The sequence below is a fragment of the Nitrospira sp. M1 genome, from assembly GCF_965152605.1.
In genome coordinates this window covers 1,335,793-1,350,412 of sequence record NZ_OZ224217.1, presented here as the reverse complement: position 1 = coordinate 1,350,412, position 14,620 = coordinate 1,335,793, and the positions used below count along the sequence as shown (strand labels likewise).

14 protein-coding genes are annotated in these 14,620 nt (G+C 48.4%); 9 read left to right on the top strand and 5 right to left on the bottom strand.

Annotated elements, in window-relative coordinates:
- The first annotated feature begins 2 nt into the window (after nt 1-2).
- The 5 genes from treY to ACWHX8_RS06465 all read left to right on the top strand — a co-directional run bounded on the left by treY (nt 3) and on the right by ACWHX8_RS06465 (nt 6,061).
- Nucleotides 3-2,909, top strand: a complete 2,907-nt coding sequence (treY, locus tag ACWHX8_RS06485; protein WP_447971143.1) for a malto-oligosyltrehalose synthase — start codon at nt 3-5, stop codon at nt 2,907-2,909.
- A complete protein-coding gene (locus ACWHX8_RS06480) occupies nt 2,906-3,160 on the top strand; it encodes a hypothetical protein (RefSeq protein WP_447971142.1) in 255 nt (84 codons plus the stop codon). Before treY ends, ACWHX8_RS06480 begins: the two co-directional genes overlap by 4 nt.
- 27 nt (nt 3,161-3,187) lie before the next feature.
- Nucleotides 3,188-3,505: a YtxH domain-containing protein gene (locus ACWHX8_RS06475; protein ID WP_447971141.1), complete on the top strand. Its 318-nt coding sequence runs from the start codon at nt 3,188-3,190 to the stop codon at nt 3,503-3,505.
- A 239-nt stretch (nt 3,506-3,744) separates the two neighbouring features.
- The gene (gene glgA, locus ACWHX8_RS06470) at nt 3,745-4,953 is read left to right on the top strand and encodes a glycogen synthase (protein ID WP_447971140.1); all 1,209 of its coding nucleotides are present in this window, start codon (nt 3,745-3,747) and stop codon (nt 4,951-4,953) included.
- Nucleotides 4,954-5,104: 151 nt separating this feature from the next.
- The gene (locus ACWHX8_RS06465) at nt 5,105-6,061 is read left to right on the top strand and encodes a cation diffusion facilitator family transporter (RefSeq protein WP_447971139.1); all 957 of its coding nucleotides are present in this window, start codon (nt 5,105-5,107) and stop codon (nt 6,059-6,061) included.
- 14 nt (nt 6,062-6,075) lie between these two features.
- On the opposite strand, the gene ACWHX8_RS06460 is transcribed toward ACWHX8_RS06465, so the two are convergent.
- On the bottom strand, nt 6,076-6,636 hold the full coding sequence (locus ACWHX8_RS06460) for a phosphatase PAP2 family protein (RefSeq protein ID WP_447971138.1): 561 nt from the start codon (nt 6,634-6,636) through the stop codon (nt 6,076-6,078).
- A gap of 114 nt (nt 6,637-6,750) precedes the next feature.
- Between ACWHX8_RS06460 and ACWHX8_RS06455 the strand changes: the two genes are divergently transcribed.
- Entirely contained in the window at nt 6,751-7,530 is a 780-nt protein-coding gene (locus tag ACWHX8_RS06455) for a TatD family hydrolase (RefSeq protein WP_447971137.1), read from the top strand.
- A gap of 3 nt (nt 7,531-7,533) precedes the next feature.
- On the opposite strand, the gene ACWHX8_RS06450 is transcribed toward ACWHX8_RS06455, so the two are convergent.
- Nucleotides 7,534-8,070 carry an NYN domain-containing protein gene (locus tag ACWHX8_RS06450; RefSeq protein ID WP_447971136.1) on the bottom strand — a complete coding sequence of 179 codons (537 nt, stop codon included), beginning with the start codon at nt 8,068-8,070 and terminating at the stop codon, nt 7,534-7,536.
- A gap of 201 nt (nt 8,071-8,271) precedes the next feature.
- Between ACWHX8_RS06450 and ACWHX8_RS06445 the strand changes: the two genes are divergently transcribed.
- The 3 genes from ACWHX8_RS06445 (at nt 8,272) to ACWHX8_RS06435 (ending at nt 11,749) form a co-directional block, all read left to right on the top strand.
- On the top strand, nt 8,272-9,585 hold the full coding sequence (locus ACWHX8_RS06445; protein ID WP_447971135.1) for an N-acetylmuramoyl-L-alanine amidase: 1,314 nt from the start codon (nt 8,272-8,274) through the stop codon (nt 9,583-9,585).
- A 126-nt stretch (nt 9,586-9,711) separates the two neighbouring features.
- Nucleotides 9,712-10,449, top strand: a complete 738-nt coding sequence (gene truA, locus ACWHX8_RS06440; protein ID WP_447971134.1) for a tRNA pseudouridine(38-40) synthase TruA — start codon at nt 9,712-9,714, stop codon at nt 10,447-10,449.
- 328 nt (nt 10,450-10,777) lie between these two features.
- Nucleotides 10,778-11,749: a glycosyltransferase family 2 protein gene (locus tag ACWHX8_RS06435; RefSeq protein ID WP_447971133.1), complete on the top strand. Its 972-nt coding sequence runs from the start codon at nt 10,778-10,780 to the stop codon at nt 11,747-11,749.
- A gap of 40 nt (nt 11,750-11,789) precedes the next feature.
- Here the strand turns inward: ACWHX8_RS06435 and ACWHX8_RS06430 are convergent, their stop codons facing one another.
- The 3 genes from ACWHX8_RS06430 to ACWHX8_RS06420 form a co-directional block, all read right to left on the bottom strand.
- Nucleotides 11,790-12,671 (bottom strand): aldolase/citrate lyase family protein, encoded by an 882-nt coding sequence (locus ACWHX8_RS06430; RefSeq protein WP_447971132.1) that lies wholly within the window; start codon nt 12,669-12,671, stop codon nt 11,790-11,792.
- Nucleotides 12,672-12,686: 15 nt separating this feature from the next.
- Nucleotides 12,687-13,211, bottom strand: coding sequence for a dTDP-4-dehydrorhamnose 3,5-epimerase (locus ACWHX8_RS06425; protein ID WP_447971131.1), 525 nt, complete (start codon nt 13,209-13,211; stop codon nt 12,687-12,689).
- Between the two features lie 84 nt (nt 13,212-13,295).
- Nucleotides 13,296-14,570 (bottom strand): aminotransferase class I/II-fold pyridoxal phosphate-dependent enzyme, encoded by a 1,275-nt coding sequence (locus ACWHX8_RS06420; RefSeq protein WP_447971130.1) that lies wholly within the window; start codon nt 14,568-14,570, stop codon nt 13,296-13,298.
- Between the last annotated feature and the right edge of the window lie 50 nt (nt 14,571-14,620).

The window sequence follows — 14,620 nt, the reverse complement described above, 5'->3', positions numbered from 1 at the left end:
CCATGCCCATACCCAGTCGACGCATTCCCATTTCTACCTACCGCCTCCAATTCAATCAATCGTTTACCTTTCGAGATGCGGCCGCGCTTGTTCCCTACCTTCACGATCTCGGCGTGACTGATTGCTACGCATCTCCCTACCTCAAAGCTCTTCCTGGCAGTTCCCATGGCTATGACGTCATTGATCCGACAATGCTCAACCCTGAATTAGGGAGTGACGATGAGTATCAGCAATTCATCAACGCCTTAGAACAGTACCACATGGGACACATTCTTGATGTCGTCCCCAATCATATGGGCATTGATCAATCCGCGAATCCCTGGTGGCAAGATGTTTTAGAAAATGGGCCAAGTTCAAAGCATGCCAAACTCTTTGATATTGACTGGAATCCGGTCAAAGTCGAACTTGAAGATAAAGTCTTGCTCCCCATCCTGGGAGAACAATATGGAATCGCGTTGGAAAATCAGGAAATCACCCTGTCGTATGTCGATGGACGATTTTTTCTTCAATACTACGATCATCAATTTCCAATCGACCCTTCGACCTGGACGCTGATTCTAACCTTTCGCCAAGATGACCTGACTAATCAGCTCAGCCCAGACGATGCCCATTGGCAAGAATTTCAAAGCATCATTACAGCCCTCTCCCATCTTCCTTCAAGAAATGAACGCGACCCGGAACGCATTGCCGAGCGATATCGAGAAAAAGAGGTCATTCAACGCCGCCTATCCAACCTCTACCAAGAACAATCCGACATCGCCGACTTCCTCAATGAAAATATCCGCATACTGAATGGCACCAAAGGATCAGATCGAAGCTTTGATTTGCTTGATGCGCTCGTCAGCAACCAAGCCTATCGACTCGCCTATTGGCGGGTGGCGGCTGAAGAAATCAACTACCGGCGTTTTTTCGATGTCAATCAGCTTGCCGCAATCCGTATGGAAGAACCTCAGGTGTTCACGGAATTTCATCAGTGCGTGTTTCACCTGCTCAAAACAGGTGCAATCACCGGACTTCGTATCGACCATATTGACGGACTGTTTGATCCGAAAGCCTATCTCGAACAGTGGCAGGCATGGGCTCGTGAAGAACTCAACCTTCCATTTGATGATCACAATCGATCAATTTTCATCGTCGTGGAAAAAATTCTCGGAAAATCCGAAACGCTCAGTGAAGATTGGCCATGTCATGGGACTACGGGGTACGATTTTTTGACCCTTCTCAACAACCTCTTTATTGACACACAACATGTGCGCAAATTTGATGATCTCTACAACCGGTTCACCAAGCCACCGGGAACATACGACGACCTTATTTATTCCTCAAAAAAACTCATCATGAGCAGTGCAATGTCGAGTGAAATCAATGCACTGGGACATCAACTCAGCCTTCTCTCTGAACGGAATCGTCGATCACGGGACTTTACCTTAAACAGTTTGATTCATGCCGTCCGCGAAATTATTGCATGCTTTCCCGTCTATCGTACGTACGTCACATTCGATCCCAGCGAAGGCGTTTCCGATCGAGATCGACTGTACATCCGTTTGGCTACGGTTCGAGCCAAACGAAGAAATCCTGCAATCAGCAACCTGGTTTTTGACTTCATACGCGACCTTCTCCTCAAGGTCCCATTTGACGGCTCACGTCTCGACTGGCGCGAAGTCAATAGTTTCATCATGAAGTTTCAACAAACAACTAGTCCGGTCATGGCGAAGGGTGTCGAAGATACGGCATTTTATACCTATAATCGTTTAACGTCGTTAAACGAAGTAGGAGGAGAACCCGATCAGTTCGGCATTTCACTCGATCATTTTCATGAAGCAATGCAATCGCGAAAAGAGACATCGCCTTACAGCATGTCTGCAACGGCCACCCACGACACCAAACGCGGAGAAGACGTCCGTGCTCGCCTCAACGTCTTGTCTGAATTTCCCCAAGAGTGGAGAAAACATGTGAGTCGGTGGTCTCAGCTCAATAAGAAGGCCAAGCAGATCATTGAGGAACATCCCATACCCGATCGGAATGAGGAATATTTCCTCTACCAAACGCTTCTAGGCTGCTGGCCCTTTACGCCACTCGAAGGTCCGGATCTTGAGAACTTCTCATCCCGCATTCAGGAATATATGGTCAAATCCCTCCGCGAAGCGAAAGTCCACTCAAGTTGGCTCAATCCGAATGAAGCCTACGAATCAGCCGTTCAGGAGTTTATCGTCCACATACTCAAGCCGACGCGCTCCCGAGCGTTTCTCAGAGACTTCCTTTCCTTTCAACACACCATCGCACACTTTGGGATAATCAATTCACTTTCTCAAGTGTTGCTCAAGATTACCGCACCAGGCATTCCAGACTTTTACCAGGGCACCGAACTGTGGGATTTACATTTAGTCGACCCCGATAACCGCCGACCTATACCATATGAGCATTACCGCCACGCTCTTGATGACCTCTACAACACTCAACAACGCGACGGAACCCTGACACTAGTCCGGCAATTGCTTGAACACCCTCACAATGGGCACTTGAAACTGTGGACAACGACCATGGCCCTTCAATACCGAAAATCCCATGCCTCTCTCTTCCTGGACGGCCAATTTCAGCCACTGATGACTGAGGGGCCACAATCGCCACATGCCTGCGCATTTGCTAGAATAGAAGGTGAGCATGCTTCGGTGACGATTATCCCGCGCCTCATTTCAACCATCTGCTCTGAGCCAAGACAATGGCCGCTCGGGAAAGAGATATGGAACAACACGAACCTATTGCTTCCAGACAAATTGTCTGGATCGCAATTTACGAATATACTCACAGGAGAATGCATTCCATCGACGCAACACAATGAAAAGGCTATAGTACCGTTACATAGGATTTTTGAACATTTTCCTGTTGCCGTATTAGAGAGGACCTCATGACAATCTTAGAACACAATAGCGAACACATTCCGAAAGAAGACAGCGAATCAGACGAGTCATTTCAACAAGCCAACCTCGGCTGGGAAGGGCATGTTCACTTTCCAACTGGGGTTCCTCTCTGGGAACGAATTCTTGAGAGTTGGCCGGAATTAAGAACTGGGCTTGCCTATAGTCTTGTATTTGGCGCGGGTGTGTTGCTAGGAAGTGCCGTGACAACATTCGTTGGAAACAAGCAGCACAGACACTCATAACCATTCGATATCAAGGAGAGACCGATCATGGATCATCAAGAGTATTCAGACGACTCAGGCTGGGTCAACACATTTGTGTTTATTGCTGGAGTAGCCCTTGGAGCCGGAGCGGCTCTGTTGATGGCACCCGAACCTGGGAATTCCCTACGGGGACGATTAGCACGAGGAGCGAAAACCGCTCAAGAAGAGTTCGCAGGCTTAGCGACCGACACCAAAGACACACTCAATACTTGGACCAAGGATACGCAACACTCGTTGAAAACCGCCGCATCGCGTGTCACCGCAGCCGTGGATGCCACGAAACAGTCGGTCAAAGCCCAACCTGACATTAATCCTATCGATTAATGAGCACAACGGATACGACGGCTGGCTCTATCACGATCACGCGTCTTCGATCAGCATTAGACATCCCGCTATCTGTGTTTCAGGCGACTAGGTTCAACTGCATGCCTTCATTCACCAGGTGAAGCCGTGGATGTTTACGACCTTCACTTCCACGACTCTCCAGCCATGCATCCCTTGACCTTCTTCGCCCGATACGTATTGCAAGAAGGGACAGTGCTCTAGACATGTGAAGGACAACGATGAAAGTCTTGCTTCTCAGTAACGAATACCCTCCCCACACCTATGGTGGCGCCGGAGTCCATGTCGAATACTTGACTCGTGAGCTGGCTAAGCTCATGACCGTTGAAGTGCGATGCTTTGGCGATCAGAAGGAAACGGCTCCAAATCTCCAGATCAGAGGATTTGAACTTGATACGAGTTCCTACGGTTGCCCAAAAGCCTTGGCCTCAGTCTTTGGAGCCATACAACGAGGACTGGACTTTAATTCCTTTGGCATCGATGCCACGCTGGTCCACTGCCACACCTGGTACACCCATCTTGCAGGCATCTTGGCCAAACTCAACTATGGCATTCCACTCGTCATCACCACCCACTCACTCGAACCCTTGCGCCCCTGGAAGCGAGAGCAACTGGGTGGCGGATATGATTGTTCATTGTGGGTCGAACGAACCGCGTTGGAAATGGCCGACGCCGTCATTGCCGTCTCGCATGGCACGAAACACGACATTCTCCGTCACTTTTCAATCACAGAAGATAAGATTAAGGTCATTCATAACGGCATTGATCTCACCGAGTACAGAAAACACACATCAACCAAAGCTCTACTCCGCCACGGTGTTGATCCATCAAAACCCTACATCTTGTTTGTCGGCCGAATCACCAGACAAAAAGGCATCGTGCATCTTGTGCAAGCGATCGAACATTTAGACACAGGCTTTCAGGTCGTCCTGTGTGCCGGAGCACCAGACACGCCAGAAATTGAAGCAGAAATGGAACTCGCGATCAAAGACGCATCCAAGAAAAGATCTGGGGTGATTTGGATTCGCGAAATGCTCGACAAACCAAGCATCATCGAATTTTATTCACATGCCGACGTCTTCTGTTGCCCCTCGATCTACGAACCATTCGGAATCATTAATCTTGAGGCCATGGCTTGTGAAACGGCAGTTGTGGCATCAGCGATCGGAGGCATTCCAGAAGTTGTCGTGGACGGAGAAACAGGCACACTTGTTCCCTTGCAACAACATCAAGAGTCGCCCTTTGCGCCCATGAACCCGGAGAAATTTTCCCAGGACATCGCAACCGCGATTAACGAGCTAATGGCCAATCATGACCAACGAGAACGATATGCCAAGGCTGGTCGTACACGAGCTGAAGAATTGTTTAGTTGGACCGCTATTGCACGACAAACACAAACACTCTATGAACAGCTTCTTGCTCAGCCATAATATTCTCACCTTTATCGACTTTAGACGAAATCCTGTGCGGTCTGCCCAGGCATAGATATGATGCCTGGAAAGCGTGTGATGACAGAAACACTGACTCACGCTTCATACGTGTTTTGTTGCTCAATTCGAAGGATGATGCGACACTAAGGCTATGGCATCACACTCGCTCAACTACCAGCAACTCAAAACTCGCTTGCGTATTGGCATGATGATCAATGCCGTGATTATCGTGGCAGAGTTTATTGGCGGGTATTGGATCAACAGCATCGGTCTCATGAGCGATGCTGGACATAACCTCATCGACCAAGGTTCACTTTTTCTGGCGTTATACGCGCATATTTTAGCAGCCAGACCCGCAACCGAAGACCGCACATTTGGCTATCATCGTGCAGGAATTGTTTCTGCGTTCGTCAATGGCTTGGTCTTGCTACTCACTGCGGGAATTCTTGCGATATTGGCGATCCACCGACTGACTGCACCAGTCATTGTCCCAGGAGGGTGGATGATTATCATCGCTCTCATTAGTTTTTTGGCAAACTTGTCAGTCGCCTTACTTCTTCAACACGGAGCAAAAGATGACCTAAACATTCGAGGCGCGTTCATGCATATGCTCGCCGATGCTTGGGTCTCACTTGGTGTCGTGGCCTGTGGTGTCGGCATTCTGTTGACGGGATGGACAACCCTCGACCCACTCATCAGTCTGCTCATCGTGTTTGTCATTGCTAGAGGCGCGTGGCCAATCTTTCGTGAATCACTTGATGTGTTATTAGAATCCACACCGCCCAGCATCAATCCCACGGAAATTGTCAAAGCCATCGAACATATTGACGGTGTTCAGAATGTTCACGACCTCCATATTTGGGCCGTTGAGCCACGCCTCATTATGTTGACCTGTCATGTGTTAGTCGATTCGGAACATGAACGTGAAAAAGATGCTCTTCTCAACAGCATTCAGTCAATGATTATCACCGACTTTGCCATCCATCATCATACCATTCAACTGGAAACTCACTGCTCGGACCCTGATACCGTTCATTGTGATTTGAATCGTCTCACGAATGGAGAAATGAGTGCGGACTTTACTCACTCCCACTCATCTCATTCATGATAACGGCACATTCCTTACACAGCTGGCACAACAGACGGCTTCTTCTTCCGCCCAAACCACGAAGATGTCGCGAGCATAAACGCCACGCTTCCCCCAAGCACCAGACCTAACGTCCAACCAGCAAACACATCGGTCACGTAATGTGCTCCCAAATACACACGTGACAGGCCAATGAGGCCAACCAATGGCCAGGCGATCCATCCAGAACGCGGATACAACACATGGAGGAATGCCGCCGCGGTTGCAGAATTAACGGCATGATTTGATGGCATACTCATCGTCCCACCGCATCCAACGAGTTCCTGGATATTCGCCAATATATGGCATGGACGGGCTCGGTCGATGAGAATTTTCAATTGACCGCCGATCAGATCGCTTAACCCAATCAACAGGGCCAACACCGGCCCAGCCACTAGAGCTTCACGCCGGTTCGTCCACGCCCAATACGCCACAAGCAGAATAACTGGAAAGAGGAGATTCCCTTCTTGGGATAATTCATACATGATCCAGTCGAGACTCTCTGACGTGCCAGCCAGACGATTAATGCTTCTGAAGATTTGCTCATCCCAACTCATAACATCGTTCCGATCTCTAGCATGGAATCCCTACCCAAGTCCTCACAACACCGGACTTCTTTGTGTTTAAAAAATATGGTACATTCACAACACAATTCTACTCATTGAGGCCTTATGCTTATCGATAGCCACGTACACTTAGATGATGAACGATACCATGCCGACCGCGCTGAAATATTCACACGTGCTCACGAGGCCGGAGTCGAAGCCTTTGTCACGATTGGCTGTGATTTGGCCACAAGCCGTGCAGCCGTTGAGCTGGCTGATCGACACGCCAATGTCTACGCCACGATTGGCGTTCATCCACACGAAGTCAAACATATCGAGGATGACTGGTATCAGGAATTGCGAGAATTGGCGAAACATCCGAAAGTTGTTGGATATGGAGAAATTGGATTGGACTTTCATTATGACCATTCCCCTCGCGACACACAACGACAACGGTTTCGCGAGCAGATACAACTGGCCCATGAGCTCCAGCTTCCCATCGTCATTCATACACGTGAAGCGCAGGATGACACTATCACGATTTTGCGTGAAGAGCACGCATCGGAAATTGGCGGGGTCATCCATTGCTTTTCAGGAGATGCCTCACTAGCGACCAATGCTTTGGACCTTGGATTCTATATCTCATTTTCTGGGATTATTACATTTCGCAATGCCACAGTACTTCGTGAAATCATTGAAACGGTGCCGGATAATCGCCTGCTGATTGAAACCGATGCGCCCTATTTGACTCCGGTTCCGTATCGCGGAAAACGAAATGAGTCTGCCTACATTAAACAGGTAGCTGAAAAAATAGCCGAAGTGAAGGAAGGATCAACGCCTGAGGCGTTCGAACGTATTGCAGAAATCACGACAGCCAACGCCAAACGATTGTTTCACCTTGGGTGAAGGTTAAAATTTCTTCAAATTCCTCAAACGCTGCCGTACAGCCTTAGGAAGTTTTCGCGGATTACCTTTTTTATCAGGTCGACGCGTTCGATCCCTATCACGATCCTCATGCAATCTGGTCGACTCTGAAAGACGTGAAGACTGAGATTGCTCACGAAGCTTTGTTAAGAATACCTGAGAGCGAAGTACCATCGCTCCATGTGCCTGAGCTGTACCAATAATTTCGTGATCGGAAGAGACCACAACGCAATTCTGACGCTGTGATCGCACCATACGTTGAATGACCTGATCGGCTTGTTCTCCCTGTTGTGTGTACAGCACCGTCACTCCGGTTCGATGTTCAAGATGTTGCGTACCGCCATGTTGCCGCCAAGCATCAAAAACCACCGTAATGGTATGTCCGACACGCTGTTGATAGGTGGCTAGATCATGAAGGAGACGTTCACGAGCGGACTCTCCATAGTGTTCCGTTGAACGAGGCCCACGGTCTGAAGCTCCCAAAAGGTTATACCCATCAATAATCACATGCGTTGACATCATGCCCCTCAGGCTATCGAATGAGTAAGACACAGTCAAGAATATGAAGAGGCCATCGCGATGGAAGCTTGACAATACCTCAAACATCTGAGAAATAGTTATAGTATAGCGTTTCCCAATACGCTTCATGAACCAACATGACAAATCCTTGCGCAATAATCACTGCAAGCGTAGTTAGTCATTTGAATCGGCCATAAGACCACAATGTCACAACTCGCACGAATTTTTATTATTTGGACCCTCATTATCACCGTTGGTCCAGTTCCGCTCTCAGGCTCCTTTGGGCTCCAGCAATCCACCTTCTCTTCTCTCAGTGTTGCCGACCAAAACAGTCATCCCTTCGTCCTTCCAGTTGCAACGAAAACTTCGTCTCGGGCTCAGAAGTCACGCAAGACTACTTCGTCGATGATTCAAAACCTTCGTTTTCATAAATATCCCGACCACACGAGACTCGTGATTGACCTCAAGGGCCACATACACTTTAAAAAACGAAAGACCACCAAGCCAGAACGCGTGGTGTTTGAGCTTGACCGTACCCGTCTCAGTACGAAAGCCTATAAGAAGACTCAAACCAAAGGTTTCCCCCAAGCCGTTCAACTTGCTCGTCAATGGAACAAACCTGTCACCATCACCCTTGATCTTTCGGCGCTCGACAAATACAAAGTCTTGACCTTGAATAATCCCAATCGCCTCGTTTTAGACCTATTTCCGTCATCTACTCCAACGCCGGCTAAATCCAAGCCTGCGCCCCCTCACCCTCAGGTGGTGAAGAAACCCTCAAACAAGCCCAAAACGCTGACTCCAATCAAAAAAGTATCGCCAACACCAGCACGCGATCCACTCCTCATTGTGATCGATCCGGGACATGGCGGAAAAGACCCAGGAGCATTGGGTCGGAAAGGGACGAGGGAAAAAGACATTGTCCTGAAGGTTTCCAAACAACTGAAAACCATGATTGCCAAACGACTCAATGCAAAAGTTCTGATGACTCGAGATACAGATATCTTCATTGAACTGGAAGATCGAGCCAAGTTTGCCAACAGTAAGAAGGCAGACCTCTTTGTCTCGATCCACGTCAACTCTCATCCCAAACAATCGGTCAAAGGCCTGGAGATTTATCATTTTGGGAAAGCCAGTGATCCACGAGCCCTTGAAGTGTCAGCACGAGAAAATGGTACACCGTTGAAAGATAACGGCCCTGCCTGGCAATTTATTCTCGCCGATGTCTTGGCGGACAAGAAAATCGACGAATCCCGGGACTTAGCCTGGATTGCACGAAAAGCCCTCGTCGGTCAATTGCGCAAACATTACAAAATCAAAGATCATGGGGTGAAAACGGCTCCGTTCTTTGTACTCCGAATGACGACCATGCCAAGCATTCTTGCGGAAATCGCATTTGTCTCAAATCCCACCGAAGAAAAACTTATCATCGGCAAGACCTACCAAACACGTGTCGCAGAAGGGATTTTTCAAGGCATTAAAGCGTACATCACCCCGTTACAAACAGTTTCACGATAACGCCCCAAACGTTGTTGTCCTAACACTCACACTCTTCATACTGCACCTTTCTTGATTCGTGTGTTTCTGGAGTAAACCTGTGATACATTAGCGTATCCTGCTTCGTCGTGCGCATGAACCATTGCGATGCCTACTTACAAACTCACTCTCGAATACGATGGCACACATTACGCGGGTTGGCAGTATCAGCCTCAGCAACCCACTATACAAGCGGAAGTTGAAAAGGCCCTCGCCCAAATTACGCAAACTCGGACGCCGGTGATCGCCGCCGGACGAACCGACGCGGGCGTACATGCCTATGGACAAGTCGCAAGCTTTCAGTCTGAAAAAGACCTATCTCCTCATGAATGGATCCGCAGCCTCAATGGCCTCCTCCCATCAGACATTTCCGTACAACAAACCCACAGAGTGACCGAAACCTTCCACGCCCGCTACAGTGCCATCGGGAAAATCTATGCGTATCGCATCTTTCAAGCCCCTCACCGCTCAGCCCTCGAACGCTATCGGCTCTGGCATATCCCGAAACGCTTAGACCTCAAGGCCATGCAGGAAGCCGGAACAGGTTTGTTAGGAACTCATGACTTTTCTTCGTTTCAAAACTCCCCCACTGATACGAAAAACCCAGTTTGCACAATCACGTCATTCACTGTTGAACAAGAAGGCCCCCTCATACATATTCACGTCAAGGCCAATCGCTTTCTGAAGCAAATGGTCAGATCCATGGTCGGCACCGTCGTGGAAGTCGGATTAGGGAAGCGCCATCCAACGGATCTCACGCAGATCCTTCAATCTGTCAATCGTTCTGCTGCTGGAAAAACTGCACCCGCTCACGGACTTTATCTCCTGAAAGTCCTGTATGAATAAAGGATTATCGCAACACCAAACCGGCTATTGCGGCGGATAGCCCTTGCACCGTTCAGGCGATCGTGTTAGGGAAAATTGACGGTGAGCTAAGATCGTCTGCATTCAGGTCATAGGAGAAGAAAGATCAAGGTTCCTGAGGAATGCGGCATGCGCACGATAGAGAGAATGCGAGTCGCCCCCTCCATGATTGAGCATCTACCCAACAAATGTAACAAGCCTTTGGAACAGCAATCTATAAGAACGGCCCTTTACTGATCTGTTTATATTCATCCGGAGTTTGAGAAATAAAAAACCATTATCCCAGTTTCATATCCGATAGGAGCGAACGTTGGAACAAGTAGATCTCGGCAATCAATATCCGGCAGTGACAGTTGGAACCTTGAACAGGGATGGAATAGAGCGCCTTCGAATATCAATCCCCACCATGCAAAGCCTCGACTATCCCAGTCTGGAATTTGTCGTCATCGATGGAGGTTCGACGGATGGGAGTGTCGAGTATCTCCAACAATTTCCCAATATTCGTGTCGTGAACCTTGAAGGCACATTTAGCGTAACCAAAGGCCGAAACCGGCTGGTACGGGCAGCCAAAACCCCCTATGTCTTCATGGTTGATAATGATATAGAAATTCTCGATCCACAATTACTCAAAGCACTGTATGCTCGCTATCAACAATACCCAGACCTCGCCTTTCTTTCACCACTTGTTCTTGATGCGGATACGGAGATGCTGAGCGAAGTTGGGCTGTCACACACGCACATACAACACAAACAGCCTCTCACCACAGTACTTGGCCACGGACCGATAGAAGTCAGCGGGTACTACGGAAACTGTGTACTGTTTCGTGCGCAGTTGTTAGAAGACCTCGGAGCTCATGATGAACGGTATCCGTATCATAATAATGACTATGATCTCGGCGCTCGAGCGTACCTGAAAGGGTTTCGGGTCATGATTGAGACGGATCAGTATGTGATCCACCACGGGTACGCAGCCAGAGTCCAACTGTCTCCGGTCACCTGGCGATACCAGTATCACTTAAGCAGCATGGGCCGAATTATTTGCAAGAACTATCGCTTCAAAAATCTGCTGATTTGGCTGCCGGCGACAATGGGATGGACCTTCATCAAAGCCCTTCGCTTATCCTGGAAGAACCGGTCTCCCAGACCTTTCCTTTCAACGTGTAAATCCTTGTTCTACTTCCTACGAGATCTACCTGATACCTGGAAAGTGAGAAAACGGATTCAACAGGAAAGAGTTGCATCGGAAGACTATTTTTTAAAAATTCCTCCCGCACGTTTTTAACATCTATAGCGAATCCCAATAGACCCGGATCAGTTGAATATCACCGGGGTAATGGCGTCAGGGCTGGATCCTGACCGGTGAGACTCTGAAGAAGAGTACGATAGGCTTCATAAGCATTGTCCAAATCTTCTAATCGACTGCCTTGCCAAAAGGCCATGCGTTCACGAACCTTCTGGATCTCTGCAATAAACTCCTGTTCCTCCATGCCGGCATCATACACAAACTTCCGCGACACAATCGTCGCGGTGGCTCCAAGACGTGCATATTGGGCATAGACGAGATCTGAGGGAATGGGAAGAGACCTATCCATTGCTCGCCCGACATGACCAAAGCCAAGCCGTTTCCCTGATTGACGAACGCACGATGCGATATGAACCACAAGATCCGTCGCTAATGTGGAAAAACGGTTCCGGAACCCCAAGCTAAGACCAAGATCGTTAATCCCAACATGAATTTCCCGTATTTCATCGAGAGCGACAAGGTCCTCGATGATGTTGGCAGCTTGGACATTTTCGAGAAGTGGGACCACATGCGCTCGATCGCCCACGATATGTGCATAGGTCCTCACGTCTTGTGCCGTCGTGAAATACGGAAGCATCAAGACCTCGACCCCCATGTCAATGAGCCGTCCCACTTCGTCGACAGTGCCAGAATGAAGCGGGTTCGTTCGAGCGAATAGCTTCGCGTGCGCCAACTGCTCCCGCATGGCTGGGATCAGATCTTCCTTATGGCCTGAAATCCAAGTATTCAATCCTCCTTGCCGCTCAGCTTTCCCGATGACCTCAAGGTCGACACCGACGCGATCGACACCCGCACTGTCGGCAAAACGAGCCAATGCGAGGTCTCCGGTCCAAAAAGTCAGAATCAACGGTTCAGGTTCGGATCCCGACGAAATGATAGAGTCTTCTAAATCCTTGGTCATACAGAATTGAACATTCTATGAAAAGGTAAAAGGAATTTCTGGCGTATCCAGCGGAAGTCTCCACTCGTCTGGCTTATCATAGTTATACGCGCCATCCGAGATGTTGATAAAACTGCTACTTTCGGAATTCAGTAAATTTTGAAACCCGTGCCAGACTCCTGGAGGAAAACCCACAACCATTGGACGTAACGGGCTCATGTTAAACACATTTACCTTCCCCTTCGTCGGCGAATCTTGTCGTCCGTCAAAGAGGACCAGCTTCATCATTCCTGACGGGACAACAATATTATCGGATTTCCATTTATGCATGTGCCACGCCGTAATAGCGCCTGGGCATAATGTGACATGGACAATATGTTGAATGGGTCGTTCCTGACAGATATCCCAATTATGCCGGTAATATTCTGTCACGTATGAGTGGTCAGATAACGTATTTTTAATTTCTGATGTCTTCACGCCATCGATGAGCTCAATTAATGATTCCCAATTCGAGGTGACGCGTTGCTCATCTTGTTTAGCCGACTCGATATTACTCATCATTCACTCTCCTGCATCATAAGAAGTAGTACGATTGTTTGAAAACGCAGTCACAACCCACATACGTTTGAATAGTCATACCCCCGATTACGAAGAGACTGTGACGCGTGCAACAAAGTGTCGAAAGGCATCTTTAATATACTCAACGTGTTCTTCATCCATGCTTTGGTGACATCCAATGAGCAGTCCTCCACGCATAATGTAATCGGCATTTGGATACCCTGCGGCGTCAGCCCGATGCGTGATAGACTTGAACGCCGGCTGGCGCAAAATATTGCCCGTAAACACCACTCGTGTTTGAATCCCTTGTTCTTCAAAGTATATCTGCAGATCCCGACGGCTAAATGGAGCGTCATCACGAATAATCAGCGGAAACGCGAGCCACAAGGTGTCCACCATTTTTAATTGTCGCGGCAAGATAAACCACTCCTCATAGGTCAAAAAGAAATCCCTCAATTGCTGAAAGTTTTCTTGTCGACGTTGTCCAAATTCCTGAAGTTTAGAAAGTTGCACTAACCCAAACGCTGCCATCAGCTCAAGCGGCAAAAAATTGTGTCCTATGGCCTCGAAGACAAACTTTCGATCATACGGAATATCGTCGATGACAATATCAAACCGATCTTCGATTCGCTCAGACTCTTGAAACCTGGCTGAGCTGCGTCCCCAGCCACTCAGAATACGTGTGCGAGTTTCAAGGTCAGGATTGTTCATACAGATCATCCCCCCCGATCCGGCACACGTAATCACATGTGTCGCATAGAAACTCGTCGTAGAAATATCCGTCAATTGACCAGTCGGAACTCCCTCGAAGGTTGATCCAACGGTATCTGCGGAATCTTCAATGACCATCAAATCATGGCGATCGGCAATTGAACGCAACATGGCCCAATCCGGTATATTGCCGATTAAATTCGGAATCATCATCGCACGAGTTGCAGGCGTAATCATTCGTTCAATGTGTTCAGCATCAATATTCAGCGTGTCTAATTCCACATCAATAAACGCAGGAATAAGCCCATGATGCACAAGAGGGGCAACAGTCGTGGAAAACGTCACGGCCGGCGTAATGACTTCACTGCCTGGGGGAAGATCAAGAATGGCTACGGCCAACGTGTTAGCTGACGACGCTGAATTCACCATCACCCCATAGGATTTCCCAAATAATTTGGCAACCTCCTGTTCCATACGTGACGTACAGGGGCCATGCACAAGGGAAAGAGGGTTTTGAAGAGACTTCACCACGGCAGCGATCTCTTCCTCTCCATACCTAGGCTGCGCATAATACACTTTAGGACTTGCCGTTTGACGCGGCGTCTTCAGTGAATCGCTCGTCTGAACACCATGAACCTCAAAAGAATTCATTCCATCACCTTCATGAATTGGTTATGAAAAAAGAGTATAGGAGCATGAAG